Annotated in this window: 21 protein-coding genes; 8 read left to right on the plus strand and 13 right to left on the minus strand. The window is 70.9% G+C overall.

Going from position 1 to position 26,951, the window contains the following annotated elements; translation table 11 throughout:
- Positions 1-46: 46 nt before the first annotated feature.
- Positions 47-346: a hypothetical protein gene (locus K1T34_RS10785; RefSeq protein ID WP_220244133.1), complete on the plus strand. Its 300-nt coding sequence runs from the start codon at positions 47-49 to the stop codon at positions 344-346.
- A 289-nt stretch (positions 347-635) separates the two neighbouring features.
- Here the strand turns inward: K1T34_RS10785 and K1T34_RS10790 are convergent, their stop codons facing one another.
- The 6 genes from K1T34_RS10790 to K1T34_RS10815 all read right to left on the minus strand — a co-directional run bounded on the left by K1T34_RS10790 (position 636) and on the right by K1T34_RS10815 (position 7,892).
- A complete protein-coding gene (locus tag K1T34_RS10790) occupies positions 636-1,793 on the minus strand; it encodes a cystathionine gamma-synthase (protein WP_220244134.1) in 1,158 nt (385 codons plus the stop codon).
- A gap of 132 nt (positions 1,794-1,925) precedes the next feature.
- A complete protein-coding gene (locus tag K1T34_RS10795; RefSeq protein WP_220244135.1) occupies positions 1,926-2,663 on the minus strand; it encodes a hypothetical protein in 738 nt (245 codons plus the stop codon).
- 85 nt (positions 2,664-2,748) lie between these two features.
- Complete coding sequence (locus K1T34_RS10800) at positions 2,749-3,276, minus strand: hypothetical protein (protein ID WP_255638439.1); 528 nt, start codon at positions 3,274-3,276, stop codon at positions 2,749-2,751.
- A gap of 1,067 nt (positions 3,277-4,343) precedes the next feature.
- Positions 4,344-5,942, minus strand: coding sequence for a hypothetical protein (locus tag K1T34_RS10805; RefSeq protein WP_220244136.1), 1,599 nt, complete (start codon positions 5,940-5,942; stop codon positions 4,344-4,346).
- A 215-nt stretch (positions 5,943-6,157) separates the two neighbouring features.
- Positions 6,158-7,528, minus strand: a complete 1,371-nt coding sequence (locus K1T34_RS10810) for a cystathionine beta-synthase (protein WP_220244137.1) — start codon at positions 7,526-7,528, stop codon at positions 6,158-6,160.
- A 76-nt stretch (positions 7,529-7,604) separates the two neighbouring features.
- A complete protein-coding gene (locus K1T34_RS10815; protein WP_220244138.1) occupies positions 7,605-7,892 on the minus strand; it encodes a hypothetical protein in 288 nt (95 codons plus the stop codon).
- A 131-nt stretch (positions 7,893-8,023) separates the two neighbouring features.
- On the opposite strand from K1T34_RS10815, the gene K1T34_RS10820 reads away from it, so the two are divergent.
- Positions 8,024-9,244, plus strand: coding sequence for an acetyl-CoA C-acetyltransferase (locus tag K1T34_RS10820; RefSeq protein ID WP_220244139.1), 1,221 nt, complete (start codon positions 8,024-8,026; stop codon positions 9,242-9,244).
- An 86-nt stretch (positions 9,245-9,330) separates the two neighbouring features.
- Here the strand turns inward: K1T34_RS10820 and K1T34_RS10825 are convergent, their stop codons facing one another.
- Positions 9,331-10,887 (minus strand): DHA2 family efflux MFS transporter permease subunit, encoded by a 1,557-nt coding sequence (locus tag K1T34_RS10825; RefSeq protein ID WP_220244140.1) that lies wholly within the window; start codon positions 10,885-10,887, stop codon positions 9,331-9,333.
- 340 nt (positions 10,888-11,227) lie between these two features.
- On the minus strand, positions 11,228-12,094 hold the full coding sequence (locus K1T34_RS10830) for a Bax inhibitor-1/YccA family protein (RefSeq protein WP_220244141.1): 867 nt from the start codon (positions 12,092-12,094) through the stop codon (positions 11,228-11,230).
- A 332-nt stretch (positions 12,095-12,426) separates the two neighbouring features.
- Between K1T34_RS10830 and K1T34_RS10835 the strand changes: the two genes are divergently transcribed.
- The 4 genes from K1T34_RS10835 (at position 12,427) to K1T34_RS10850 (ending at position 18,441) form a co-directional block, all read left to right on the plus strand.
- Positions 12,427-13,932 carry a collagen binding domain-containing protein gene (locus K1T34_RS10835; protein WP_220244142.1) on the plus strand — a complete coding sequence of 502 codons (1,506 nt, stop codon included), beginning with the start codon at positions 12,427-12,429 and terminating at the stop codon, positions 13,930-13,932.
- A gap of 16 nt (positions 13,933-13,948) precedes the next feature.
- Complete coding sequence (locus K1T34_RS10840; protein WP_220244143.1) at positions 13,949-14,656, plus strand: class F sortase; 708 nt, start codon at positions 13,949-13,951, stop codon at positions 14,654-14,656.
- 376 nt (positions 14,657-15,032) lie between these two features.
- Positions 15,033-17,024 (plus strand): SDR family oxidoreductase, encoded by a 1,992-nt coding sequence (locus K1T34_RS10845; RefSeq protein ID WP_220244144.1) that lies wholly within the window; start codon positions 15,033-15,035, stop codon positions 17,022-17,024.
- A gap of 121 nt (positions 17,025-17,145) precedes the next feature.
- On the plus strand, positions 17,146-18,441 hold the full coding sequence (locus tag K1T34_RS10850) for a cell division protein DivIVA (protein WP_255638440.1): 1,296 nt from the start codon (positions 17,146-17,148) through the stop codon (positions 18,439-18,441).
- A gap of 302 nt (positions 18,442-18,743) precedes the next feature.
- Here K1T34_RS10850 and K1T34_RS10855 read toward each other — a convergent pair whose 3' ends face one another.
- Both K1T34_RS10855 and K1T34_RS10860 read right to left on the minus strand, forming a co-directional pair.
- A complete protein-coding gene (locus K1T34_RS10855; protein WP_220244145.1) occupies positions 18,744-20,066 on the minus strand; it encodes an amidase family protein in 1,323 nt (440 codons plus the stop codon).
- 20 nt (positions 20,067-20,086) lie between these two features.
- Positions 20,087-21,097, minus strand: a complete 1,011-nt coding sequence (locus K1T34_RS10860) for an aldehyde reductase (protein ID WP_255638441.1) — start codon at positions 21,095-21,097, stop codon at positions 20,087-20,089.
- An 89-nt stretch (positions 21,098-21,186) separates the two neighbouring features.
- Between K1T34_RS10860 and K1T34_RS10865 the strand changes: the two genes are divergently transcribed.
- A complete protein-coding gene (locus K1T34_RS10865; protein WP_220244147.1) occupies positions 21,187-21,738 on the plus strand; it encodes a TetR/AcrR family transcriptional regulator in 552 nt (183 codons plus the stop codon).
- Positions 21,739-21,833: 95 nt separating this feature from the next.
- On the opposite strand, the gene K1T34_RS10870 is transcribed toward K1T34_RS10865, so the two are convergent.
- The 3 genes from K1T34_RS10870 to K1T34_RS10880 form a co-directional block, all read right to left on the minus strand.
- Complete coding sequence (locus tag K1T34_RS10870; protein WP_220244148.1) at positions 21,834-22,469, minus strand: LuxR family transcriptional regulator; 636 nt, start codon at positions 22,467-22,469, stop codon at positions 21,834-21,836.
- 213 nt (positions 22,470-22,682) lie between these two features.
- Positions 22,683-22,976, minus strand: coding sequence for a WXG100 family type VII secretion target (locus K1T34_RS10875; RefSeq protein ID WP_220244149.1), 294 nt, complete (start codon positions 22,974-22,976; stop codon positions 22,683-22,685).
- Positions 22,973-23,281 (minus strand): WXG100 family type VII secretion target, encoded by a 309-nt coding sequence (locus K1T34_RS10880; protein ID WP_255638442.1) that lies wholly within the window; start codon positions 23,279-23,281, stop codon positions 22,973-22,975. The genes K1T34_RS10875 and K1T34_RS10880 overlap by 4 nt, the downstream gene beginning before the upstream one ends.
- 332 nt (positions 23,282-23,613) lie before the next feature.
- On the opposite strand from K1T34_RS10880, the gene K1T34_RS10885 reads away from it, so the two are divergent.
- Positions 23,614-26,934 carry a BTAD domain-containing putative transcriptional regulator gene (locus tag K1T34_RS10885; RefSeq protein WP_220244150.1) on the plus strand — a complete coding sequence of 1,107 codons (3,321 nt, stop codon included), beginning with the start codon at positions 23,614-23,616 and terminating at the stop codon, positions 26,932-26,934.
- The last annotated feature ends 17 nt before the right edge of the window (positions 26,935-26,951 follow it).

Below are 26,951 nucleotides of genomic sequence, written 5' to 3' on the forward strand. Positions count from 1 at the left end.
CCGGTACTCTGATAACGGCAACCTCACGTGATCAGGGAGTGCGACCATGGCCCGCGGGAAAAACGCGACGACCGCTCGCGGGACGAGCGCGACCCGTTCGGCCGGAGTCCTGCCCCTCGTGCTGGGCGTCGCTTCCGCCGTCGCCCTCACCGGCGCCGCCTACTTCACCGTCGACGCGGCCGGCTGCGGCGCCCACCCCCAGTACATCCGCCACGACAACCACGTCGAGCTCGTCGGCGGCTGCATCGACGGCTCCGAGCTCCCGGCCGCGCCCGCCGAGCAGCAGGAGGCGGTCCACCACTCCCTGCACACGGCAGGTCCGCAGCCGAGCAGCTACCGGCCCTGACCGGTCCAGACCTGCCCAATCCCGAACCCCGTGGCCGATGATCGGCGCGGGGTTCTCGCGTACGCGCGGGTTCGATCGGGCACCGAGGCAGCCTGATCGTCAGCACATTTTTTTACGAACCGCCGCGCAGAGCGCTCGGACCGGCCCCACCAGTCGCGCGGCGAGTCGGCCTCACACACGGGCAGGTTCGCCATGCCAGTGACCGCACGCAGGCCGCCGGCCTCGAACTGCCTGCTCACAGCAAAAAACCCCCGCGCCGACCGGCACGGGGGTTCCCTGAAGAACAGGCTCAGCCCAGCGCAGCCGTGAGGTCGGCGACCAGGTCGGTGCCGTCCTCGATGCCGACGGAGAGGCGGAGCAGGTCGGCCGGGACCTGGAGCGTGGAGCCCGCCGTGGAGGCGTGGGTCATGCGGCCCGGGTGCTCGATGAGGGACTCGATGCCACCCAGGGACTCGGCCAGGATGAAGAGCTCGGTACGCGACGCGACGTCCAGCGCGGCCTGCTCGCCGTCGGCGTGGCGGAAGGACACCATGCCACCGAAGCGGCGCATCTGCTTGGCCGCGACCTCGTGGCCGGGGTGCTCGGGCAGGCCCGGGTAGTAGACCTTCGAGACCTTCGGGTGCTTGGCGAGCGTCTGCACGATCAGCTCGGCGTTGTCGCTGTGCCGCTCCATGCGCAGGGCCAGCGTCTTCAGGCCGCGCAGGGTGAGCCACGCGTCGAAGGGGCCGGGGACGGCGCCGGCGGCGTTGCGGAGGTAGAAGAGCTGCTCGCGGACCTCGTCCTCGTTGGTCAGCACGGCGCCGCCGACGACGTCGGAGTGGCCGCCGAGGTACTTGGTCGTGGAGTGGACCACGATGTCGGCGCCGAGGGCCAGCGGCGTCTGCAGGTACGGCGTGGCGAAGGTGTTGTCGACGACCAGGCGCGCGCCCGCGTCGTGGGCCACGCCGGCCAGGGCCGCGATGTCGGCGATGCCGAGCAGCGGGTTGGTGGGCGTCTCGCACCAGATCAGCTTGGTCTCGGGCCGCAAGGCGGCGCGGACCTCGTCGACGTTCGCGAGGTTGGCGACAGTGTGCTCGATGCCCCAGAGGCTCAGCACCTTGTCGATCAGGCGGAACGTGCCGCCGTACGCGTCGTTGCCCAGCACCAGGTGGTCGCCCGGGCGCAGGGTCGTGCGCAGCACCGCATCGGACGCCGCCATGCCGGACGCGAACGCCAGCGCGTGCCGAGCGCCCTCCAGCGAGGCCAAGGCCTGCTCCAGCGCGGTGCGCGTGGGGTTCGCCGTGCGCGAGTACTCGTAGTCACCCTCACGGGTGCCGCCGACACCGTCCTGCGCGTAGGTCGACGTCTGGTAAATAGGCACGATGACGGCGCCCGTCCGCGGATCGGGCTGCTGCCCGGCGTGGATGGCGCGTGTTTCGAAGCCCAGCACGGAGTAGTCGTCGACCATGGTTCCAGGGTACGGCCCGGTACCGACAATCCCGCCAGGTGGGATGGAATTCACGCCTGCTGCCACCTGTCATCGCAGGTCCCGCCGGTGCGGTCCCACCCGGCGGCGATTGCGCCTGGCGGGACCGGTCCGTCACCAGCCTTGTTGCGGAGGGTAGGTGCCCGGGTACTGCGGCTGCGCCGGCGCGCCGAGCCCGACCCAGAGCTGGGTGGGCTTCACGATCGCCAGGACCAGCGTGGCCACCGGCGGGATGAGCGCGACGATGCCGCTCGCGACGCCGTAGCCCAGGAACTCGGCCGACGAACCTAGAGCGGTGGCGCCGGTCGCGGTCAGGATCAACGAGATCACGGAGAACGCGATCGAGACGCCGCAGCCGATGATCACGCACATCCGGCCCGCCGGCTTGTGCATGATCAGCGCGATGGCGCCGTAGAGCAGCAGACCGGCGAGCGCGAGATCGACGACCAGCGAGACGATGAAGAGCACCTCGGCACCGTGCAGCGCCGAAAGCCCGATGATCGAGCCGATCACCCCGATCAGCGCGACGATGCCACCCAGGATCGCCAGCACGGCCGCGGTGATCGCGGTTCCGCCGCCCGGCTTCTGCTGGAGCACACCCGGACCGCCCGGGTACGCGGGGAACGGCTGGCTCGGCTGGCCGTACTGCTGGGGGTACTGGCCGGGCACGGGCTGCTGGCCCGGGTACGGCTGCCCCGGCATCGGCTGCGGACCGGAGTAGGGCGCCGGCTGCTGGCCCGGGTACGGCTGACCGTAGGGCTGCTGGCCGGGGACGGGCTGTGGGCCGGAGGGCTGCTGACCGTACGGCTGCTGCGGATTCTGCCCCTGGCCGGGGTTCTGGGGATAGCTCACGGAAGTCCTCGGGAATCCGGCCCCCACCGGCTGCGGGGAGATGTCCCCGTATCGTGCCAGGCCGGAGACGTTTCCGGGGCGAAAATCACCACTGCCCGGGCACGTACGCCCGGTACCTGAGATACGAGAACGTCGGGCGCAGCGCGGCCAGCACCAGCACGAGCGGCGCCAGCACCACCAGCACCGCCCGGTCGACGGCCGCGAAGCCGTTCAGCGCGAACACGACCTCGAAGTAGGCCGCGTAGCCGCCGTTGCCGAGCGTCGGCTCCAGCAGGATCGCGCCGATGGCGATCACCGCGCCGAGGATCAGCAGCACGGCGCCGGCGGTGGCGCGGAAGATCGTGGCGAGCGCGCCGACGAGCAGGAAGAGACCGGCACCCAGGTAGCCGCCGAGATCCACGAGTGTCCACACGGGAAGGTCGCCGAGGCTGAACCCCCAAGGGATGTCGATGAACAACGTCGCCGGCAAGTAGCCCGCCGCCCCGGCCGCCACGAGCCCCAGCAGCGCCGCGACCAACGCCGTCGCCCCGGACGGCCGGCCGCGCCGCGCAGGCGGTTCCCCGTGCGCGGGACCTGACCGCTGCTGCGCTGGAGATCCGTACGGGCCGCTCAACTCTGCTCCCCCTCGGGCCGAAGGCGAAAACGAACGGCTCACCCTAGCCCGGAAATCGCGATCATGGACGAGAAATGGTGAAGCGATGAAGAACCAGTGCCCGTTCCGCCCAGGTCGGGTAATGGGTCAAGATCAGAAGGGTGAAGCGTTACTGAAAAACAGCATTTCTCAATTTTTCGCAAAGATCGGCTGTACGGGTGACCGGGCGCTGTGTTGCGGCTCCACGCTGCCGGAGCGCAACGGGAGAAGTGCCGACAGTGCGGAAATGGGCCGCGGAGACTGGGGGCGGGTCTGCTTCGGCCGGTGCAGTTCGCGATACCGAGCGGTATTCGGCAGGCCGACCAGACTTCCGGTCAGGAAAGGTCGACGGCTGGTGGCAACTTCCGGCAGTTCATCAAGGCGAGTGGCGAGCCACCGCCTGCGGCAGAGGTCGCAAACCCGAACCTCGCCGGGAATCCGCTCAGGCGTGAAGGTCGCGGAGACGACTGCAGGCGGCAACGCTTCGCGGCTCGCCCCTTCTGGTGGGGTTCATCGCCGATCCGAACCCGAAGAGCGAGACTCGGCCGCGTCCTCCGCGCCGCGACGTGAATCGCGGCCGGCGAAACTCCGCGGCTCACCGCTGTTCCGCGCCGCGACGGAAGCCAAGTCCCGCACGGTTGCCCAGCCTGGTCCTCCGCCCTGCGAAGTCGATCGCGCCAACCAAACGCGGCCGTCCGCCACCGCGCGGCGCGGGCCGCCGTGCGACCTGCCAGAGGACCGGACCCAGCGATTGCCGGGTGGCGGCGCGAAGGCGAGTACGGGTCGAGCCAAGCCCTGCGCGGATGCCCAGCCTGGTCTCCGCCCTGCGAAGTCGATCGCGCCAACCAAGTGCGGCCGTCCGCCACCGCGCGGCGCGGGCGGCGCGGGCCGCCGTGCGACCTGCGAGAGGACAGGCCTCGGCGATTGCCCGGCGGCGGCGCGAAAGCGAGCGCGGGTCGAGCCAGTTGCAGAGCCGAAGAGCCGCCGGACAGCAAAAGGCCCCTTCGATGCGATGCACCGAAGGGGCCCTTCACGTCAAGCTCAGCTGGTCACCACTGCTGTTGCTGCGGCGGCTGACCGTAGCCCGGGGGCTGCTGCCCGGGCGGGGGGCCGTAGCCCGGGGGCGGCTGCTGACCCGGCTGGGGCTGGCCGTAGCCGGGGGGCGGGCCGTAGCCCGGAGGGGGCTGCTGGCCGTAACCGGGCTGGGGCTGGCCGGGCTGGGGCTGGCCCGGCTGCGGGAAACCGCCGCTGCCGGGCTGTTCGCCGGGCTGGCCGTAGCCGGGCTGCGGGGGCTGACCGTAGCCGCCGGGCTGGGGGAAGCCGCCGCTGCTCGGGTTGGGCTGCTGGCCGAAGCCGGGCTGGCCGAACGGGGGCTGCTCGCCGGGCTGGCCGAAGCCAGGCTGACCCGGCTGACCGGGCTGACCCGGCTGGCCGAAGGGGCCCGGCTGGCCGAAGCCCTGCTGCGGCTGGCCGAAGGGACCCGGCTGGCCGAAGCCACCAGCGCCACCCGCGGGGCCACCGAAGCCGCCCGCGCCGCCCGGGGTGCCGCCGCCGAGGCCGACGAACTGGGCGGTGGGCGGGATCAGGCCGAGGAGCCCGACGATGAAGATCAGGATGCCGAAGATGAGCGTCGGCATGCCGATGCTGTCGGCGGCGTTGCCGCCGGCCTGGTCGAGGACCTCCTGGTTCGGCGTGGAGCCGGCGATGAGCAGAACGCCGAAGACGCCCAGCAGCACGCCGCCCACGGCGACCACGATCGGCACGATCTTCTTGATCCCGCCGAGGCGGCCGGCCAGGATGAGCCCGGCGCCGCCCGCGATGGAGACGACCGCGCCGACCAGGACCATGATCACGTAGAACCAGATGGCGCCCGGCGAAGCGAGGCCGGACTGGCCCAGCAGCTCGTCGACCTTCGCGTCACCGGCCGACTGGCGGGCCTGGTCGAGGCTGGACGAGTAGTCGCTCGCGTCGCCCATGTAGAGGAACGACCAGATCAGCGACAGCACACCCAGCAGCGCCACGACGCCACCGGCGATGAAGCCGTACATGCTGTTGCCGCCACCGGACGCGACAGGCGGGGCACCGAAGGCCGGCGGCGCTCCGAAACCGCCCGGCTGACCCGGCTGCCCGGACTGACCCGGCTGACCGAAACCGCCCTGCGGCGGGGCACCGAAGGCACCCTGGCCCTGGTCGAACCCGCCCGGGGCGCCGAAGCCCTGCGGCTGGCCCGGCTGACCGAAGCCACCAGGAGCACCCGGAGCACCGGGCTGTCCCCCGAAGCCCTGCTGGCCGAACCCGCCGCCCATGGCAGCGGGGTTGTCGGCCGCGCTCGGCGGCGGGGAGTACGGGATGGCCGGCGGCTGCGAGCCGGGCGGGACGAGCTGCGTCGACTCGGCGCCGAAGTGGCTTTCGCCGCCGATGTTCGCGTCACCGGGCCGCACGACCTGCGTGGGCTCGGGGGCTTCGCCGAACAGTCCGCCATCGCCCGAAGACGGGGCCGACGGGTACGGCTGGCCCGGCTGGACCACCTGGGTCGGCTCCGACGCGCCGAAAGGACTGTCCTGCTGAGGTGTGGGACCACTCGGTGGGCCCTGCGGCGGCTGCTCGCCGCCGTCCCCGGGCTGGTTCGGTGGCTGCGGAGCACTCATGTGGGTCTTGAACCCCCTTGACGAGGACGCGAAAAAGTTCTATCGCGCCCACGCTATCGGATAGCGGGGCAGGGCGCTCGGAACGCCCCGGCCCGCTTTGCCGTTTTACCGATCCGACCAGAAGTAGGCGGGAAGTTAACCGGACGCTGCCGGGTCTGGCAACACTCCCGCCGTGGCTGTGATCGGATCGGTGACCAACAGCGCAGTGTCGTCAGCTAGCGCCCCGCGAGGAACCCGAGCAGATCGTGCCTGGTGACGACCCCTGCGGGCTTGCCGTCGATCAAGACCAACGCGCCGTCCGCGCCCTCGAGCGCCTTCATCGCGGAGCTGACCTGTTCGCCGGCACCGATCGTCGGCAGCGGCGGCGACATGTGCGTCTCGAGCTTGTCCGCGAGCTGGGCCTTGCCGGTGAACAGCGCGTCGAGCAGGTCGCGCTCGTTGACAGCGCCCACCACCTCGGCGGCCATGACCGGCGGCTCCGCGCTGACCACGGGCATCTGGCTCACGCCGAACTCCGACAGGATCGCGACGGCCTCCGCCACGGTCTCGTTCGGGTGCGTGTGCACGAGGCTGGGCAGGGAGCCACTCTTCTTGGTGAGCACATCGCCCACCGTCGCGCCCGAGGAGTCGGGCGGGAGGAAGCCGTAGGACGACATCCAGTCGTCGTTGAAAACCTTGGTGAGGTAGCCGCGGCCGCCGTCGGGCAGGAGGACCACCACGACGTCGTCCTCGGTCAGGCCCTCGGCGAGCTTCAGCGCGGCGGCGACGGCCATGCCGCACGAGCCGCCGACCAGCAGGCCCTCTTCCACCGCGAGGCGGCGGGTGATGTCGAACGAGTGCGCGTCGGAGATCGGGATGATCCGGTCGGCGATGCCGCGGTCGTAGGTCTCGGGCCAGAAGTCCTCGCCCACGCCCTCGACCAGGTACGGGCGCCCGCTGCCGCCGGAGTAGACGGAGCCCTCGGGGTCGGCGCCGACGACCTGCACGCGGCCGTCGCTGGCCTCCTTGAGGAAGCGGCCGGTGCCGGAGATCGTGCCGCCGGTGCCGACGCCGGCGACGAAGTGCGTCACCTTGCCCTCGGTCTGGCGCCAGATCTCGGGGCCGGTGGAGAGGTAGTGGCTCTCGGGGTTCGCGGGGTTGGCGTACTGGTTCGGCTTCCAGGCGCCGTCGATCTCGCGGACGAGGCGGTCGGACACGTTGTAGTAGGAGTCGGGGTGCTCGGGCGCGACGGCCGTCGGGCACACGACGACGCGGGCGCCGTACGCGCGCAGGACGTTGCGCTTGTCCTCGCTCACCTTGTCCGGGCAGACGAACACGCACTTGTAACCCTTGCGCTGCGCGACCATCGCCAGGCCCACACCGGTGTTGCCCGACGTCGGCTCCACGATCGTGCCGCCTGGCTTGAGGGCGCCCGACGCCTCGGCGGCCTCGATCATCCGCAGCGCGATGCGGTCCTTCACGCTGCCGCCCGGGTTCACGTACTCGACCTTCGCGAGCACCAGCGGCTTGAGCCCCTTGGTGAGGGAGTTCAGCTTGACCAGCGGGGTGTTCCCCACGAGGTCGACGATGTGCTCGGCGTACTCCACGACTGCGCTCCTGCCCTTCCGCGCCGGATCTCGGCGGCGAGCCCAGCCTAAACGCTGGACCTGCGGCGCTGTCCACTCAGGCGGAACGGCTCGACTCCAAGGTGGCAGTCCCGCCCGGCATGGGCGTTCCGGGCGGCAGCTCGATCCCCTCGACGCCGGGCGGCTCGGCGAACGTCGCCCCGGTGAGATCGGCCTTGGTCGCGAAGCTGGTGTAGCGGAACGTCGTGGTCCCGGCGAACACCGCCGACCGGACCCGGCAGTACTTCAGCGACAGGTCGACGAGCTTCGCGCCGGTGAGGTCCAGGTCGACGTTCGGCCAGAACCAGCTGTCGCCGTCCTCGGCGGGGCGGAGGTGCACGGTCACGGCGGAGATCCTGCCGGCGCCCGATAGTGGTCCGCGTCGCGTTGGGCTTTGCGGGAGACGGGACAGGCGGCACTATGGTGAGCAACCGCTTAGCGCCCGCCGTTGTCACCGACCCGAGGAAGTGTCACGCCATGCCCGAAGCCGTCATCGTCTCCACCGCCCGCTCCCCGATCGGCCGTGCCGCCAAGGGCTCGCTGGTCAGCATGCGCCCCGACGACCTCGCCGTGCAGATGATCCGGGCGGCGCTCGACAAGGTGCCGCAGCTGGACCCCGCCGACATCGACGACCTGATGCTCGGCTGTGGTCTGCCCGGCGGCGAGTCCGGCTTCAACATGGGCCGCGCGGTGGCTGTCGAGCTCGGCTACGACCACCTGCCCGGCTGCACGATCACCCGGTACTGCTCCTCCAGCCTCCAGACCACCCGCATGGCGATGCACGCGATCAAGGCCGGCGAGGGTGACGTCTTCATCTCCGCGGGCGTCGAGGCCGTGTCGCGCTTCGCGAAGGGCAGCTCGGACTCCTGGCCCGACACGCACAACCCGCTCTTCGCCGACGCCGAGGCCCGCACCGTGGCGACCGCTTCGTCGGGCACGGACACCTGGACCGATCCGCGCGGTGAGGGCACTGTGCCCGACGTCTACATTGCCATGGGCCAGACCGCCGAGAACCTGGCGCGGCTCAAGGGCATCACGCGCGAGGACATGGACGAGTTCGGCGTGCGCTCGCAGAACCTCGCGGAGAAGGCGATCGCCGACGGCTTCTGGGCCAAGGACATCACGCCGGTCACGCTGCCCGACGGCACCGTCGTATCCAAGGACGACGGCCCGCGCGCCGGCGTGACCATCGAAGGCGTGTCCGGCCTGAAGCCCGTGTTCCGCCCCGACGGCCGCATCACCGCCGGCAACTGCTGCCCGCTCAACGACGGCGCCGCCGCCGTGATCGTCATGTCCGACACCAAGGCGCGCGAGCTCGGCCTCACGCCGCTGGCCCGCATCGTGTCGACGGGCGTCACGGGCCTGTCGCCGGAGATCATGGGCTACGGCCCGGTCGAGGCTTCGAAGCAGGCGCTGTCTCGCGCGGGTCTGTCCATTTCGGACATCGACCTCGTCGAGATCAACGAGGCGTTCGCCGCGCAGGTCATCCCGTCTTACCGCGACCTCGGCATCGACCTCGACCGCCTCAACGTCAACGGCGGCGCCATCGCGGTCGGCCACCCGTTCGGCATGACGGGGGCGCGGATCACGTCGACGTTGATCAACTCGCTGCAGCACCACGACAAGCAGTTCGGGCTGGAGACGATGTGTGTTGGTGGCGGGCAGGGGATGGCGATGGTGCTGGAGCGTCTTTCCTGAAGTAGGCCGCTTTCTTGAGGTAGGTACGGAAGAAGGGCCGCCCGCGACCTTGGTTGCGGGCGGCCTCTCCCCTGAAGCAAACCCAGTCAGTGCAACGGCGCCGCCGGGACCGGGGCCACCGCGTCGTCCGAGCCCGACGAAGGGACTGTCGGGATGAAGCGCTTGTTCGGCAGGAAGGTGGCGGGCACCAGGCAGAGCGCGAGGATCACCGTGGCGATCAGGAAGGGCGTCGCGAAGGCGCCGGCGGCGAGGGCGGACGCGGCGGTGTGCGTGGCGGGGTTCAGGGTGGCCACCGTGGCCGCCAGCTGGCCTTGGCTCGTCGGGACGCCGAAGCGGGAGCCGAGCAGGGCGGCCAGCACGATGGACATGATCGCGGAGCCGATGGCGCCCGACGTCTGCTGCAGGATGCTCGTGGTGGTCGAGGCCTTGGCCATGTCCTCGGAGCGCAACGTCTGCAGGGCGGCTGACGTGATCGGCATCATCGTGCAGCCCATGCCGAGGCCCATGACGAACGCGGCGGACAGCAGCAGCGCGTACGGCGTGGTCGACGTGACCTGCGTGAACGGCACCATGCCCACCACGATCAGCGCCAGGCCCGGCAGCACGATGCGGCGGGCCGCGAGCTTGTCGAACAAACGGCCCGCGATCGGCATCGCGATCATCGCGCCGAAGCCCTGCGGTGCGAGCAGCAGGCCGGCGTGCAGCGCGGATTCGCCGCGCACCAGGGTGAAGTACGTGGGCAGCAGCAGCATCGCGCCGAAGAAGCCCATGCAGAACACCGAAAGCGTGATCATCGAGACCGAGAACGTCCGGTTGTGGAACAGGCTCAGGTCCATCAACGGGTCCGCCACCCGCAGCGCGCGCAGCACGAAGCTCACCAGCAGCACGATGCCCGCGACCGCCGGCAGCCACACCTCGATCGCGGTGACCGTGCCGGTGGACGGGATGCGCGAGACGCCGAAGATCAGGGCCGCCAGGCCCGGCGACACCATCAGCAGCCCCGCGAAGTCGAAGCGGCCCGACTTCGTCGCCTTGTCCTTCGGCAGCAGGCGCAGCGCGAGCACGAACGCGATGACGCCGATCGGCACGTTGATGTAGAAGATCCAGCGCCAGCTCACGGCGTCGACGAGCCAGCCGCCGAGGATCGGGCCGCAGATCGGGCCCAACAGCATCGGCACGCCGAGCACGGACATCACGCGGCCGATGCGCTGCGGACCCGCGGTGCGCGTCAGGATCGTCATGCCCGCGGGCATCAGCATGCCGCCGCCGAGCCCCTGCACGACGCGGAAGATGATCAGCGACTCGACGTTCCACGCGAGCCCCGCGAGCATCGAACCGACGAGGAACGTACCGATCGCCAGCAGGTACAAGCGTTTCGTGCCGAAGCGGTCCGAGGCCCAGCCCGTGACCGGGATGACCGTGGCCAGCGCGAGCATGTAGCCCGTGGCGACCCACTGGATCGTGTCGAACGACGTGGAGAACTGGATCGTGAGCTTCTGCAGCGCCACGTTGACGACCGTGGTGTCGAGGATCGCCATGATGGCGCCGAGCACCACGACGGAGGCGATCTTCAGCACGCCGCGGTCGAGTTTGTCGTCGAGCCCGGCGGCGCCCGGCGCGGCCGGGCTCGGTTGTTCGGACATGCGGTGGACCATCCCCATCGATCGAGAGCAAGTTCGAGAGCAAAAGGTCACGCAAGCCCCAGGTTGGGTCCCCCTTGCGCGACGTCGTCGAGGCTAGAGGACGCCACCGACAAAAAGCCATCGATTTCGCCCGAAGCACGACGTAGACGACTTTTCGCATTCTCCACCCGCCCGCGGAAAGTCCTCCACCTGCACTGTTGCGGCCGGGAATTGGCCTCGCACAAGCACTCTGCGTACGCGCTCCGTCGCGCGAAGAGCGATTTCCCCGCGTACAGAACGTGTACACAGAGAAGGCGCCCCGTAGTACACGGAGCGCCTTCTCGGGATTCCTACGCGAGCACTAGTCGCGTAGGTAGGACAACAGCCGCAGGATCTCGAGGTACAGCCACACCAGCGTGGTCATGAGACCGAAGGCCGCGAACCACGCCCACTTGGCCGGCATCCCCGACCGGATCATGCGGTCGGCCTGGTCGAAGTCGAGCAGGAAGCTGAACGCGGCGATGCCGATGACCACCAGGCTGAAGATGATCGCGATCGGGCTGCCGTCGCGCAGCGGGTTGAAGCCGAAGAACAGCGCGGTGACCAGGTTGACCAGCATCAGGATCACGACGCCGCCCACGGCCCCGACGATCCACTTGGTCAGCTTCGGCGTGACCTTCACGGCGCCGGTCTTGTAGACCACCAGCATCGCGATGAACACACCCGCCGTGCCGATCAGCGCCTGCAGCGCGATCCCCGGGTAGACGAGCTCGAACAGCCCGCTGAGCGCGCCGAGGAAAATGCCCTCGGCGGCCGAGTAGGCCAGCGTGAGCGGACCGCTCGCCTTCTGCCCGAAGATGATCACGAGCGAGAGGACCAGGCCCACGATCAGGCCGCCGAACAGAGCGCCGAGCAGCGCCCCGCTCATCCCGGTGACGCGGCCGAGCGAGTCGGTGACGAGCTGGTTCTGGGCCCAGATCGCCGCGAGAACGCCGAACACCAGCGCGGTGCCCAGCGAAAGACCGGTCTTGATGACGACGTCGTCGACCGTCATCGGACGGTCGGCGGAACCGGCGGCCATCTGCCCGGGACCGTAGCCGGGCACACCGCCCTGGCCCTGCGGAGTGCCGTAGGGCCGCTGGTCGAAGCCCACGTTCGGCCCGTACTGCCCTGAAGCGGTCGAACCGCGGGACAGGTTGCGGAACGCCGGGTTGCTACTGGAACGCACCTGATCCTCCTGGATCTGCTGGCACCTTGCATGGGGTTCAACGACCGCTCGGGCCTGCTGGTTCCCGTCGAGACCGTCGAGTAAAGAAGACTTTACCCTTTTGTCTGATCAGGGGACCGGACCCGCGCCGGGCTACACCGTATGCGACTGAGATCACGACCCGTTCACCGCAGGTCACCCGATGGCCCCTAGACAATCCGGGTGATCAGCCGCGAACCTTCACTTCGCGTGTTCGGAATGTGACCGAAGGCGTGTCGGGGAGTTGTTCGATCGTGTGACCTGCGTCGACGCAGAGGCGTCACGGCAGAGCCTGTTGAAGGAGTCAACACACCATGGGGTGGTCTTCACGCCCGCGCGCTCGCCTGCGCGCGGCCGCCGGTCTGGTCGCCACGGCCGTGCTCGGCGCACTCTCCCTCACCGCACTCGGCCCGACCGCCGCCGACGCCGCGACCCAGCAGGGCATCGGGGTCGAGGTCCCGGCCCAGCGGTTCGACAACAAGGACCACAGCGGCAACTGGCTCGGGTCCTACCTCGTCGCCGGCAAGCAGGTGTTCTGCGTCAGCTTCCAGCTGAAGGCACCGGACTCGAACGAGACGTACAAGCCCGGCGACAAGCTGCTCACCAAGTGGGGCGACGAGATCCCCGCCGACAAGGCGGCCAACATCTCGTACCTGCTGCTGCGCTACGGCGACACCAAGGACGCGAACATCGCCGCCGCGCTCGCGCACCTGTTGCACTCGTGGACCTCCGCGCCGCGGCCCGGGCACGACGACCTCAACGAGGCGCTGCCCGCGGACAAGATCGGCTACGACATCGACATGCACCTGCAGGGGCTGAAGGACAAGGCCCCCACGGCGTACGACGACGTCGCCAAGCTGACCACCGACGCCGAGGCCAACCGCGGCCCGTGGACCGCCTCGGTCACGCCGCCGAAGGAAGACCAGCACCTCGGCACCGCGGCGACCTGGACGGTCACCGTGAAGAACGCCAAGGGCACCGGCGTCCCGGACGTCGCGGTCAAGCTCGACGCCACCGACGCGACGCTGACCACCGGCACCGACTCCGACTCGCAGGACGACGCCCAGGCCACCGACACGGCCGGCGGCAGCGCCACCGTCCAGGGCGCGCAGACGGAGACCACGCTCAAGACGGGCGCTGACGGCACGATCTCGGTGAAGCTCATGCCGACCGGTGACCAGCCGAAGCTCGCGACGTCGCTCTCGGCCCCGGCCGACCGGCCGTACGTTCAGAAACCGGTGAACACCGGCATCCAGAACGTGGTGTCCACCGGCGGCGAGAAGACGCTGACGGCGGAAGGCGTCGTCGCCGTCGCGAAGCCGGGCAAGGTCCAGGTGACCAAGACCGACGCGAAGACCGGCAAGGGCATCGGCGGCGCGACGCTGCGGATCACCGGCAAGGACAAGAAGACCGCCGCCACCGGGCAGGACGGCAAGCCGCTCAACGGCCCCGACGGCCGGCCCGTGGTCGTCACGACCGCCGGCGACACCGGTGCGGTGACCGTGGACAATCTGCTGGCGCCGCAGGACATCTGCGTCGTCGAGGTCAACGCGCCGCCGGGCTACGAGAACGCGTTCGACCCGAAGAACCCGCCCTCGGTGTGCGGCTCGCTGAAGCCGGCCGACACACTGGCGCTCACCGTCGCCAACACGCCGAACGAGGTCCCCCACGCGATCCCCGCGGGCGACCAGCCGGTGGCGATGGCGAAGGGTGCCGTCGAGACGAGCTTCTCCGCGCCGGGGCTGATCGGCCTCGCGGTGCTCGCGCTCGTCGGTTCGGGTCTGGTCGGGTTCGCCGCGCGGCGCGCGTCCCGGAGGTAGTGAGAGCGGAACGGGTATGGCACGCAAGAGCCGGTTGATCACCGGTTTCGTCCTCGGCGCGGCGAGCGTTCTCGTGGTGGAGCTCGCCACCGTCGTGATCAGCGCACCCCCGATGGCGGTGGTGGCCGGGAGTGCTCAGCCGGCCCCCGCCGCCCTCGCGGGTTTGCGGCCGGCTGCGCCTTCGGAGGCGCCTTCTTCGGCGCCACCTCCACCACCGTCGTCCACCGCGCCGGCCGGGCCACCCCCCGCCGCGCCGGTGGAGCACAAGCAGCCCCCGCTCGCGCCGCAGAAGCCGGGCACGCTCCGGCTGCCGGGCGGCGGGACGGCCGCGATGGTGCGCCAGGGCCTCGGGCCGGGCAACACGCTGCCGGTGCCCTCGGACATCGGGCAGGCGGCCTGGTGGGGCGCCGCGCTCGACGCGGTGAGCGGCGCCAGCGTCTTCGCGGGGCACGTGAACTGGAAGGGCGCGACGGGGCCGTTCGCCGAACTGTGGAACGAGCGCATCGGCGGCGAAGTGACCATTGTGGACAGTTCGGGGAAGACCTCGAAATACCGGATCTCGCAGCTGGTCACCGTGCACAAAGACGATCTGCCGGCCCGCGCCGACGATCTCTTCGGGCAGGCGGGGCCGCACCGGGTGGTGCTCGTGACCTGTGGCGGCCGGTGGGTCGGCGGGACCGACGGGTACGAGGAGAACCGGGTCGTCATCGCGGATCCGGTCTGATCCTTTTCACCGAGTTTTTCACCGCGTTTTTCGACCGTGCTATTCGACGCTATTCGACGCTATTCGACGAGGGTGCCCCGGCGGGATTTCGCCGGGGCACCGGTTTTTCTGCCTTTTTCTCCTACGTGGCAAGCAACGGCGTGCAGTTCACGTGGTGCGAGGGGACCGTTCGCACCATGCGGCGGGTGTCGCGAACGGTCACTTCGTGCCGCTCATCGGGACACCGTCGCCGAAAAAGGTGCCTCCGACCTGCGGGACCCGGGTTTCGCCACAAGTTACTAGCAAGTAACATCACCCGGGCGCGCTGTGGTCAGCGCGGCTTCCATGCAGCAGAATGCGGCAAGGGTCCAGCGTTGTACGGCGGAGGGTGATGGAGATGGCGACGTTCTTGGTGACGGGTGCGACCGGGTTGATCGGCCGCCAGTTCACCCGGCTGCTGCTCATGCGGCCGGACGCGGAACGCGTCGCCCTCGTGGTGCGCGCGTCGTCGAGGGAGAAGCTGGCGAAGCTGGTCGACGGGTGGCCGCACGCGGACCGCGTGACGCTCGTGACCGGCGACCTCGCCGAACCGATGCTGGGCGTGTCCGAGGAGGACCGCGCCGACCTGCGCGGTGTCGACCACGTGGTGCACCTGGCCGCGCTCTACGACATCACCGCCGACGACGAGACCAGCATCAAGGCCAATGTGGACGGTACGCAGCACGTCGTCGACCTCGCCGCGGACCTGCGCGCCGGCGGGCTGCACCACGTGTCGTCGGTGGCCGTGGCCGGTGATCACGAGGGCCTGTTCACCGAGGACATGTTCGACGTCGGGCAGCGGCTGATCACGCCGTACCACCGCACGAAGTTCGAGGCCGAGAAGCTGGTGCGCGAGCAGCACGAGGTGCCGTGGCGCGTGTACCGGCCCGCCGTGGTGGTCGGTGACTCGAAGACCGGCGAGATGGACAAGATCGACGGCCCGTACTACCTCTTCCCGGCCATCAGCAAGCTCGCCGGGCTGCCCGACGTGCCGATCGTCGGGCCGGACCTCGGCGACACCAACGTGGTGCCGGTCGACTACGTGGCCAAGGCGCTGCTGGAGCTGGTGACCACGCCGGGCCTCGACGGGCGCGCCTTCCACCTCGTGAACCCCGAGCCGCAGCCGGTGGTGTCGGTGTACAACGCGTTCGCGCGATCCGCGGGCGCACCGACGATCACTGCGCAGCTGGGCGAGGGCGTGTCGAAGGGGCTCGTCGGGCTGGTGAAGCTCGGCGAGCACATCCCCGGCTTCACGATCGCGCGCGACGCGGTGATGGAGCGCCTCGGCATCCCGCCGGTGCTGCTGGAGACGATGGCGTTCCCGTCGGTGTTCGCGTCGACCGAGACGCGCAAGGCGCTGGCGGGCACGGGCGTGGAGGTGCCGCGGCTCGAGGACTACGCGGCCACGCTGTGGCGCTACTGGCGCGAGCACCTCGACCCGTTCCGCGCCCGGAAGCACGGCCCGCGCGGTGAGCTGGACGGGCGGCGCGTGATCATCACCGGCGCGTCTTCGGGCATCGGGCGAGCGACGGCGCTGAAGGTCGCGGCGGCGGGCGGCGTACCGCTGCTCGTGGCGCGGCGGCAGCACGAGCTGGAAGAGGTGCGCGACGAGATCATCGCGGCCGGCGGCACGGCGTCGGTGTACCCGGCGGACCTGACCGACGAGGAGTCGGTGCACAAGGCCGTGGACGCGATGCTGGCCGAGCACGGCCGGATCGACATGCTCGTGAACAACGCCGGGCGCTCGATCCGCCGGTCGATCAAGCTGTCGTACGACCGGATCCACGACTACGAGCGCGCGATGGCGATCAACTACTTCGGCGCGGTGCGGCTGATCCTCGCAGTGCTGCCGCACATGTCGGAGCGGAAGTTCGGGCACATCGTGAATGTTTCGTCGATCGGCGTGCAGGGCATCGCGCCGCGGTTCTCCGCGTACGCCGCGTCGAAGGCCGCGCTCGACTACTTCTCGCGAATCGCCGCGACCGAGACGCACGGTGACGGCATCACGTTCACCACGATCCACATGCCGCTGGTGCGCACGCCGATGATCCGGCCGACGAAGATCTACGACGCGTTCCCCACGAAGTCGCCGGAGCAGGCGGCCGACATGGTCATGAAGGCGCTGATCCAGCGGCCCAAGCACATCGGCACGCCGGCGGGGCAGGCCATCGGGCTCACCTACACGCTGGCGCCGGGCCTCACCGACGCGATCGCGTACCAGGGTTTCCGCATCTTCCCCGACTCGACGGCGGCCGGCGGCTCGGGCCGGCTCAAGATCGGCCGTGGCGAGAAACACCTGTCGCGGGCGGCGATGGCGCTGGCCCGGCTGTCGCGCGGGTTCCACTGGTAGTCACGGTGCGTTTCGAGGGTGAGGCCGTTCAGGGGACGATCACCAGGTAGGGCCCGACACGTGGCGGTGAATCACCAGTCCTGACGCCGACGACACAATGTGCGCGGGTACGGTCGGGCCCATGGTTCCCGAGCGAGACAACGGCCTCCTGCCCCTGCGGCGCGAGTACACCCAAGCCTGGCACGGCTTCGACCGCAACGAGGTGCGCCAGTACCTCGATCACATCGAGGCGCAGCTGCGCCGGCTGCTCAGTGATCGCGACGCGGCGGCGACCCAGGTCGCCACGCTGGCGCGCGAGCTTGAGGCCGCGCGCGGCGAGGTGACCAAGCTGCAGGGCCGCGTCGAGGAGCTGATGAAGCCGCCCGAGCGGCTCGAGGACCTGGACGAGCGCATGCAGCGCACGGTGCAGCTCGCGCAGGCGCGCGCCGACGAGATCACCAAGCGCGCGCAGGTGGCGGCCGAGAAGCACTGGGCTTCGTCCACCGAGGCGTCGACGAAGCTGCGCGAGCGCTACACGCGTTTGGTCTCGGAGCTCGACACGCAGGCCGAGGCGCTGCACTCCGAGCACGAAGCGGCTTTGAAGGAGACGCGCGCCGAGGTGCAGCGGCTCACCGTCGAGGCGGCGCAACGCCGGGAACTCCTCGACAACGAAGCCGAGCGCAAGCGCCGCAAGATCGAGCGCGACTTCGACTCGAAGATCACCGCCGAGCGCACCGCGCACGAGAAGCTGATCGCCGACCAGCGCACGGCGAGCAAGAACCAGGCCGAACGCCGCATCGCCGAGGCGACGACCGAGGCCAAGCGCCGCGTCGACGACGCCACCACGGAAGCCAAGCGGCGCCTCGACGAAGCCACCACGCAGGCCGCCCAGCGCACCACCGCGGCGACCCGCAAGGTCGAACGCCTCGCCGAGATCCGCGAGCAGGCGCGCAAGAACCTGGCGATGGCGGACGAGGTGCTGAAGAGCAGCGAGACCCTGCTGGCGGCGCTTCCGGTGGAGTCGGTGATCCCGTCGGCGTCGAAGCTGGTGGGTGGGGATGATCCGGCTGCTTCTTCTGTGTCGGGCAAGTCTGCTGCTTCTGCCAAGCCCGCCGCTCCTTCGCCTGCCCCAGCTGCTGCCAAGCCTGCTGCTGCCAAGCCCGCTGCCGCGCCCGCTGCTGCTGCCAAGCCAGCGCCCGCCCCGGCTGCTTCTGCCAAGCCCGCTGCCGCGCCGGCACCCGCACTGAAGCCCGTTCCGGTCCCGAAGCCGAAGCCTGAGGTCGTCTCGGTCGACTCCCCGACCACCCCGGCCCCGACGGTGAAGCCCAAGCCCACACCGGCAAACGGCATCGCCGCCACCGCCGCGAAGCCCACCGAGAACGCCAAGGGCTCCACGCCTCAGCCGGTCTCCCAGGCGGCGGGCAAGTCCAACTCCTGACCCGCACTTCACGACCGAAGGCCGCTCCCCCTCGACTGGGGAAGCGGCCTTCGTCGTTTCTCGCAGTGGCCGCGCGAGCCTCTGTCAACCCCCGTCCCGCAGTTGTCCACAGGCAGCCGCCTATCCACAGGAAATGCCGGATTTCCTTGCTACCAGCGGGTTTTGTCGGGGGTGGCCGATAGCCTGGACGTGGGACGCCCCCCAGGGAGGGCGGGGGCATGTCACCACCGAGCCACGTCGCCGGCGAGGCCACGTCACCACCGAGCCACGTCACCGGGGGCCATGTCACCACCGGGCCGGGGTCAGCGGCTGCGGGGCCAGGGGTTGGCCGCCTCGAGTTGAGCCGCGAGACCCAACAGCAGCGATTCGCCGCCGGGTGGGGCGATGAGCTGGACCGAGGTGGCGAGGTCGAGGGTCGGGTGGTGGCCGACGGGGACGGAGAGGGCGGGGAAGCCTGCGAGGTTCCAGAAGCCCGTGAAGTCGGCGACGCGGACGGCCGGCAGGGCGTTCGCGAGCCAGGAGCGGCGGTGCCAGCGCTGGGCTTTCGGGGGCAGCGTGGCGAGCGTCGGGGTGATGAGGACGTCGTGGGACGCGAAGAACGCCTCGGCGCGGGAGATCCACGCGGTGCGGGAGCGGTCGCGGACGAGGGCGCGTGTGAGGTGGCCCAGGCGGACGTGGGTGCGGGTGCGGGGCTGGAGGTGGCGGAAGGTGAACTCCGCGTCGGCTTGGGAGGCGGGGCCGGCGAACCAGCGGGCGACGAGGGCGAGCATGGTGTCGAAGCCGTAGGCCGGGGTGGCTTCCGTCAGCGAATGACCAAAACCGGTCAGCAACGTCGAGGCTTGGGTGACGGCCTGGCCGAGCGGGCGCGGGAGCGGGGCGCGCGTGACGGGGACCTGGGTGGAGAAGGCGATGCGTTGCGGGCCGGGCACCGGAACCTCGGCCAGCGAAGGTTGCTCGCCCAGCACGGACATCAGCAAGGCCGCGTCGGCGGTGGTGGTGGCCAGCGGGCCGTGCGTGGACATGCCGTACCAGCCCTCGGTGGGCTCCTGGACGACGCCGCGGCCGGGCTTGAGGCCGACGAGGCCGCACATGGCGGCGGGCAGGCGCACGGAGCCGAGCCCGTCGGTGCCGTGGGCGATGGGGACGAGGCCGGCGGCGACGGCGGCCGCGCTGCCGCCCGAGGAGCCGCCGGCCGTGTACGCGGGTTCCCACGGGTTGCGGGAGACGCCGGTGGGGTCGTCGCTCATCGGGTACAGGCAGAGCTCGGGCACGCGGGTGAGGCCGACGATCACGGCGCCCGCCGCGCGCAGGCGGGCGGCGATCACCCCGTCGGAAGGAAATGGTGTCTGCGGGCCGGCGACCGAGCCCCAGCCCGCGTATTCGCCGGCGACCTCCGTGACGTCCTTCACCGCCACCGGAACACCCGCCAACGGCAAATCACGCAGGTCCGGGCGGGCGGCGACCTCCGCCGCCTCCGCGAGGGCCTCCGCCGCACGCACGCGCCGGAACGCACCGACCACGCCGTCGGCCGCCGCGATGCGGGCGAGGGCTTCCTTGGTCACCTGGACGGGATCCAGCTCACCGGCGCGCACCGCGCGCGCGATCTCCACCGCAGTCTGCACCATGATTCGCACCCTAACCGTCCTCAGTGGACAGCGACAAGACTCCGCGCGCAGTCGACGACGGTCGCGGCCGCGGGCCGGGGCTGCCAGCCGAGCAGCTTCTGCGCCTTGGCCGAGGTGTACACGTTCTTCCGGCCGAGGTCCGGCGCCACCTCGCGCACGCCGGCGTTGACGAGCGCGAAACCGCGCAGCACGAAGTCGGGCAGACCGCGCATGGGAACCTTGGCGGCGTCGGGGCCGAGCTTCGCGCGGATCTCGCGCGCCGCCTCGCGCAGCCACAGGAACTCGCCGACGGCGACGAACCGCTCGCCCGCGGCCTCGGGCGCGAGCATGGCTCGAAGGTGGAGATCGGCGAGGTCACGGACGTCGGTGACGCTGTAGCCGAGCCGCGGGACGCCGGGGAGGCGGCCGTCGAGCAGGGCGCCGATCAGCTGCACGGAGCCGAGCGCCTGGCCTTCCAGCACCGGGCCGAGGATCGCGCCCGGCAGCACCGTCGCCAGCGAAGTGCCACCGCCGGCGGACTCGATGAAGTCCCACGCCGCGCGCTCGGCCACAGCCTTGGAGCGGCGGTACGGGTTGAGGCGGCGGTCGTCGGGGTCGGTCCACCGGGTCTCGTCGAACACCTCGGCGCTGCGCGTGCCGATCGGCGGCGCGGCGGCGGCCAGCGAGGACGTCATCACGACTCGCGACACCCCGGCCTCGGTCGCGGCCTTCAGCACTCGCAGCGCACCGTCGCGCGCGGGGCCGATGAACGCGTCGGGGTCACGCGAACCGTCGCCGCCCAGCGGCGAAGCGACGTGCAGCACGTAGGTGCAGCCGGCCACCGCCTCGGCCCAGCCGGCGTCGGACGTCAGGTCGGCGACCACGACCTCCAGCCGGTCACCGGGGTCGATCTCGCTGCCGACCGCGCGGCGCACCGCGGCTTCCTTGGCGGCCGAACGCACCGTCGTCCGCACGTCGTAGCCACGCCGCAGCAGCTCGACGAGGCACCAGCCGGCGACGTAGCCGGTCCCGCCGGTCACCAGTACGCGCATGAGTCTCTCCTCGAAGCTCATTAGCCGAACGGCTAATGAAACCACTGTAGTCCATCCCCGCACCGAATGCCGTGGGTTAGCATCGCCGGGTGTCACCCTCCCGGGCCGAGCAAGCCGAGAAGACCAGGCGGGCCGTGCTCGCCACGGCGCGGGAGCTGTTCGCCGAGCACGGGTTCGACGCCACGTCGCTGCAGCTGATCGCCGACACCATGGGCGTCACGAAAGCCAACGTCTACTACTACTTCCGCTCGAAGGCCGACATCCTCGCGGCTCTCCTGCAGAGCAGCATCACGGCGTTCGACGAACTCCTCGATGCGGCCGCGAAGGTCCAAACCGGACAGCAGCGGCGCGAGCTGCTCGTCGACGGTTTCGTGGACCAGGTCGTGGCCCACCGGTCCGTCTCGCCGCTCAACCGCACCGACCCGGGCGCGCGGCGGCACGAGAGCATCGGTCAGGCGCTCGACGACCAGGCCCGGCGCGGCCTGCGCCTGCTCTTCGGCGACCACCCGACGCCCGACCAGACCGCCGCCTACTGGACGGCCACCGAGCTCGGCCCCGCGCTGCGAGGACTGGACCACCTCTCCGACGACGACTTGCGCGCCATCCTGCGCCGCCTCTGCCTGCGCGTCCTGGACGTCTGAACCACCACCACGCAAAAGGGCCTCCCCCTTGTAAAGGGAGAAGGCCCGGAACAAGGGCGGCGACACCGCGCTGGTCGCCGCCCGGCGAGAGTGGCTCAGATGGCGCCGGCACGCAGGGCGTAGGCCACGGCGTGAGCGCGGTTGTTGAGGCCGCAACGGGTCATCAGGCCGTAGAGGACGTTCTTCACGGTCCGCTCCGAGTAGCAGAGCTTCGTCGCGATCTCCTCCGTGCCGTAGCCCTCGGCGACGAGCCGCAGCACGTCGCACTCGCGGGCGGCGAGGCCGGACAGGGTGAGGCCGTTGGGCTCGAGCACGTCGCGGCGCATGCGCTGGACCTGGCCGAGCAGCGCGCCCTGCAGGCGCGGCGGCAGGCTGGCGGTGCCGTCGCCGGCGGCGAGCACGGCGGACACCAGTTCAGCGCCACCGGTCTCGCGGCGCGGCAGGATCGCGACGACGCCGCACTCGATTGCGGTCATCAGGTCGCTCTCCCGGAAGTGGTCGGCGACGATGACGAGGTGCGGTCCGGCCAGCTGCTCGGACTCGCGCCCCAGCTCCTTGACCCGCGACAGCACGCGATCGGTCACGTGCTCCTCCATCACGAGGACCACGTCGGCCTGCGCGGCCGAGTCCTCGGGGAGGACCTGCAGCTCGGCGCGGGTACCCAGCAGACTCGCGGCGCCGGCCTTGGTGATCGGGTCCGAGGCGAGAACAGCGACTTTCACGAGCTTCACGAGATCTCCTACCACCACTCCAGGTTGACGGTGATAAGTCTCGCGCGGACGACTTCACGTTTTCTTACCAAGATTCTTCATGCCCGCCGCGATCGTGAAGAATCTCCCTATAACCGCAGGTCAACACCCTCTACGAGCCGCTTCACGAGGGTCTTGACGGCAGGGTTGAGCCGCCCGTCGGTCCGGGCTTCACGCCGACCTTCACGCCGGCCTTCACACCTCGGTGCACACCCCGCACGCGCCCGGCCCCGCCGCGCCGGAATTGCCGGCGATCTCCCGGAACGCCTCCCGCGCCCGCTCGACGCAGTCGGGCATGCGGCCGACGGCCTCGGTCCAGGCCTGCTTGGCCGCCCAGTAGCGCGCCTGCGCCTCCGGCGTCCAGCCCGCCATATCCCGTTCCACAGTGGACTCCAGCTCCGCCAGCACGGCCCGGATCCCGCCGGTCGTCCTGCCCATCCGGTCGAGGATCTCGTCGGCGTCGGTGAAGTCGAAACGCCCTGGACTCATATCCCGCTCAGGCCACCCGTCCACGGCGTCGCCCGCTCGTCGGCGGCCGGGCGCGCGTCCGCCGCGCCGCCGGTGACCACAAGCAGGTCGGCGAGCCGGCCCAGGATGAGGTCGTACTGCTGTTCCCAGTCGTTCATCGCCTGGCCGAAGCGCACCGAAGCGTCGCCCCGCCACGACGCCTGCAGCGCCGCCATCTCGCTGTTGACCCGCCTCAAATGGCCGTTGGCCGAGTCTATGGCGCGGGCGAACTCACCCGCCGCACCTCGCATACCGTCCGGCACCACCGTCGGAGGAATCGATTTCACGACGCTCTCCTCACCACACGTCCCCAGTACCCGCGCCCGTGCCGCGCGGGCAGCTCATGCGAGCGTGACCCACCGACGGGGGGTGGCGAAACCGGGGACCAGGTGGTATGCCCGATTTTCGGATATCCTTGCCTGCCGTTCCACCGGAGTCTCAGCAGCGGAGTTTCCCGGGTGTTCGCCGTCACGCCCAGTGGTCGTTACACCCCGCCCCGAGACTGACGTTCAGGGCGGCCGGTGAGACCCGGCCCCGGCCCGCTCCACCACCCGTTCGGGCGTAAGATCACGACTGGCATCCGGCGTGTGACGATCCGTCAACGCGTGAAAGGAGACCGATGTCGGCAGCGGACGGCGCGGCAGGCGGTATCACCGCGCCGAAGATCCGGCTGCTCGGCCCGGTCCGCGCCTGGCGCGGCGGCACAGAACTCGACAGCACCGAACTGAACAGCGCCGAACCGAACGGCACTGAACTCGATCTCGGCTCCGCCCACCGCCGCACGGTTCTCGCGGTGCTGGCGATGTCGCCCAACCGCACCGTTTCCCGCGAAGAGCTGATCGACGCCGTGTGGGGCGACTCGCCCCCGGCCAGCGCGCAGGGCAGCATCTACACCTACATCTCCGGCCTGCGCCGCGCGCTCGAGCCCGGCCGCGTGAAGGGCACCGGGCGACAGCTGCTCGCGTCCATCGGGTCGGGTTACTCGCTGTGTGTGGCGCCCGGAACCGTCGACGTGCACCACTTCGAGGCCCTGCGCGACAAGGCTCAGCGCCACCTGTCGGCCGGCGAACGCGGCCCGGCCCTGGCGAAGCTCGACGAAGCGCTCGCGCTGTGGCACGGCGAGCCGCTGCAGAACCTGCCCGGCCCGTTCGCGGCGTCGCAGCGCACCCGGCTGGAGGAGCTGCGCCTCGCGACGGTCGAGCGTCGCGCGGAGGTCGTGCTCGACAACGGCGGGCACCTGGAGCTCGTCGACGAGCTGCTCGAGTCGGCGCGCGAAAACCCGTTCCGCGAACCGCTGCACGGGCTGCTCATGCGAGCGCTCGCGCTCGGCGACCGTCGCACCGAAGCGCTGGCCGTGTACACGGACTTGCAGGACAAGCTGATCGAGGGCTTCGGCACCGAGCCGGGCCCGGCGCTGCGCGAGCTGTACGAACGCCTGCTGGGCGGCGGTTCCGTGGTCGAGACCCCGGCTCCGGCGCCCCGGCCGGCGCCGGCGCCCGCCCGCGTGCCGCGCTTCCCGTTGCCGGTGCTGCCGCCGCGCGCGGAGATCTTCTTCGACCGCGCGAGCGAGACTTTGCTGCTGCGCGAAGCCGTCGCCGGTCTCGCCGGCGGGCTCGGCCGTTCGGTGTGGGTCGAGGGCGAACCCGGCATCGGCAAGACGGCGCTGCTCGCCGAAACCCTGTCCATGGCCCAGGACGCGGGCGTCAAACCGCTGTTCGCCTCCGCCGACGCGCTCGACCAGCGCTTCGCCCTGCGGCCGCTGCTCGACGCACTGGGTGTGCACCCGCGCGCGTCGGATCTGCGACGCGCGGAGCTCGCCGTCGCGCTCGCCGAGAACCCCGGCGCCGACCCTGTGGAGGGCATCCTCGGGCTCGTGCGCGAGCTGTGCACGGACGAACCGCTCGCGCTCGTGGTCGACGACCTGCAGTGGGCCGACGACACGACGTTGCGCCTGTGGCGCTACCTGAGCCGCGAGACGCGGCGGCTGCCGCTACTGCTCATCGGCGCGTGCCGCCCGGTCCCCCGTCCCGCCGAGCTGGACGGCCTGCGCGCGGAGCTGGCGGCCGACGGCACGGAGCTGCTCACGCTCGGGCCGCTGCCCGAAATCGCGATCCGCGACCTCGCAGGTGATCTCGCCGGCGCCCCGCCGGGCCAGGTCCTTCGCACGCTGATCTCGTTCGCGTCGGGAAACCCGCGCTACGCCAAGGAAATCGTGGAGACACTGCTCTCCAACGCGATGATCCTGCTCGACGGCGCGCAGGCGATCGTCGACGGCAACAGCTGCCGCACGATCCCCGCGCCGCTGGGTTCGCGCATCACGCTGTACCTGAGCTTCCTCTCCAGCGGCACGCGCGATGTCCTGCGCTGGGCAGCCTTGCTGGGCAAGGAGTTCTCGCTCTCGGACATCGCGATCGCCACCGAGCGGCAGGCGACCGCGCTCGTCGGCGCCGTCGAGGAGGCGCTCGCGGCCGGCGTGCTCACCGAGTCCGACGAGCTGCTCGCCTTCCGCCACCCGCTGCTGCGCCGCGTGCTGTACGAAAAGACGCCGGCCGCGATGCGCGTCGCGTTGCACCGCCAGCTCGCCGAGGCCTTCCAGGGCGCGGGCGCGTCGCCCGAGCGCGTGGCCGAGCAGCTGGCCGCCGCGCCGGTGCAGGTCGACCCGTGGGTCACCGGCTGGCTCACCGCGCACATCGGCACCGTCGCCACCGAGGCACCGCGCATGGCCGTCGACCTGCTCAAGCACGTGGTCACCCAGGCCTCGCTGCCCGCCGACGCCCGCGAACCGCTCACGGCCACGCTCGCGCGGCTGCTGTTCTGGCTCGGCCGCGAACCGGAAGCCGAGGCTCGCTCGGTCGTCGCGCGGACCGAGGACAGCAGGCAGGCCGCGGAGATGCGCTGGATCCTCGCCTACATCTACTACCGCCGCGGCGAGTTCGCCGAAGCGTCCGAAGAGGTCCGCCGTACGCTCTCCGACCCGAACGTGCCCGAGATGTGGCGCGGCCGGCACGAGACGTTGCGCGCGACGCTCGAACGCCTGGCCGTGGACGAAACGTCCGAACCGGACTTGTCGGAACTCGGTGTGCTCGACGGCCTCGACGACGCCGCCGAACCGCTGAGCACCGCGCGCCGGCTGGCCGCGACCCGCGCCGTGCCCGGCGAGATGCACCTCGCGGGCGCCGTGCACTACTACTGGCGCGGCCGCTGGCCCGAGGCGCTGGCCGAGCTCGACACGGTGATCAAGGGCGGTGCCGAGACGGCGTCGTACGTATTGCGCAGCCCCGGTTCCGCGCTGCTGGTGCACGGCGTCGGCGCGTTGATCGCGAGCCACCGCGACGAGCCCGAAGAAGCGAGCGCGCACCTCGACGCCGCCTCGCACCAGCACTGGCCGCAGGGCCTCGAGCCCAACGGCGGCGACTACCTGCTGGCCGCCGAGGCGCAGCTGTCCGAATTGGAGGGCAACCCGGAGGCGGCGCTCGCCGCGCTGAAGCCGTTGCTGGACCAGGGTTATCCGCCTTCGGCGCGCCAGCAGTGGCTGCCGGACCTGGTGCGCCTGGCGATGCAGCTGGGCGAGACGCACTACGCGTACCAGGCGTTGCGGCTGGTCGGCGACACCGACGGCTCCGACGTCCCACCCGCGCACACCGCCGCCGCGGCCCACTGCCGCGGCCTGGTCGCGGGTGATCCCGACGCGATCCTCGGCGCGGCCGCGCACTACGAGGCCGCCGGCCGCGTGCTGAAACACGCGCGCGCCACCGAGGACGCCGCGATCCTGCTGGCGGAACACGGCCGCCTCGACGAGGCCCGCTCGGCGTTCCGTGCGGCGCTCACCAGCTACACCGCGCTCGGCGCGGCTTGGGACGTGCGCCGGGCCGAAACCCGGATGCATCCGCACGGCATCCGCCGCGCCACCCCCGTGCGCAGCCGCGCGGCGGGGGAATGATCCCGTTTTTGCCACCA

It is taken from the genome of Amycolatopsis sp. DSM 110486, assembly GCF_019468465.1.
Taxonomy (GTDB): Bacteria; Actinomycetota; Actinomycetes; order Mycobacteriales; family Pseudonocardiaceae; genus Amycolatopsis.

Bases quoted from the DNA above. Each gene is read 5' to 3' on its own strand.
- K1T34_RS10785 (WP_220244133.1), top strand. From the start codon at position 47: ATGGCCCGCGGGAAAAACGCGACGACCGCTCGCGGGACGAGCGCGACC.
- K1T34_RS10790 (WP_220244134.1), bottom strand. From the start codon at position 1,793: ATGGTCGACGACTACTCCGTGCTGGGCTTCGAAACACGCGCCATCCAC.
- K1T34_RS10805 (WP_220244136.1), bottom strand. From the start codon at position 5,942: ATGAGTGCTCCGCAGCCACCGAACCAGCCCGGGGACGGCGGCGAGCAG.
- K1T34_RS10820 (WP_220244139.1), top strand. From the start codon at position 8,024: ATGCCCGAAGCCGTCATCGTCTCCACCGCCCGCTCCCCGATCGGCCGT.
- K1T34_RS10825 (WP_220244140.1), bottom strand. From the start codon at position 10,887: ATGTCCGAACAACCGAGCCCGGCCGCGCCGGGCGCCGCCGGGCTCGAC.
- K1T34_RS10835 (WP_220244142.1), top strand. From the start codon at position 12,427: ATGGGGTGGTCTTCACGCCCGCGCGCTCGCCTGCGCGCGGCCGCCGGT.
- K1T34_RS10840 (WP_220244143.1), top strand. From the start codon at position 13,949: ATGGCACGCAAGAGCCGGTTGATCACCGGTTTCGTCCTCGGCGCGGCG.
- K1T34_RS10845 (WP_220244144.1), top strand. From the start codon at position 15,033: ATGGCGACGTTCTTGGTGACGGGTGCGACCGGGTTGATCGGCCGCCAG.
- K1T34_RS10850 (WP_255638440.1), top strand. From the start codon at position 17,146: ATGGTTCCCGAGCGAGACAACGGCCTCCTGCCCCTGCGGCGCGAGTAC.
- K1T34_RS10855 (WP_220244145.1), bottom strand. From the start codon at position 20,066: ATGGTGCAGACTGCGGTGGAGATCGCGCGCGCGGTGCGCGCCGGTGAG.
- K1T34_RS10860 (WP_255638441.1), bottom strand. From the start codon at position 21,097: ATGCGCGTACTGGTGACCGGCGGGACCGGCTACGTCGCCGGCTGGTGC.
- K1T34_RS10875 (WP_220244149.1), bottom strand. From the start codon at position 22,976: ATGAGTCCAGGGCGTTTCGACTTCACCGACGCCGACGAGATCCTCGAC.
- K1T34_RS10885 (WP_220244150.1), top strand. From the start codon at position 23,614: ATGTCGGCAGCGGACGGCGCGGCAGGCGGTATCACCGCGCCGAAGATC.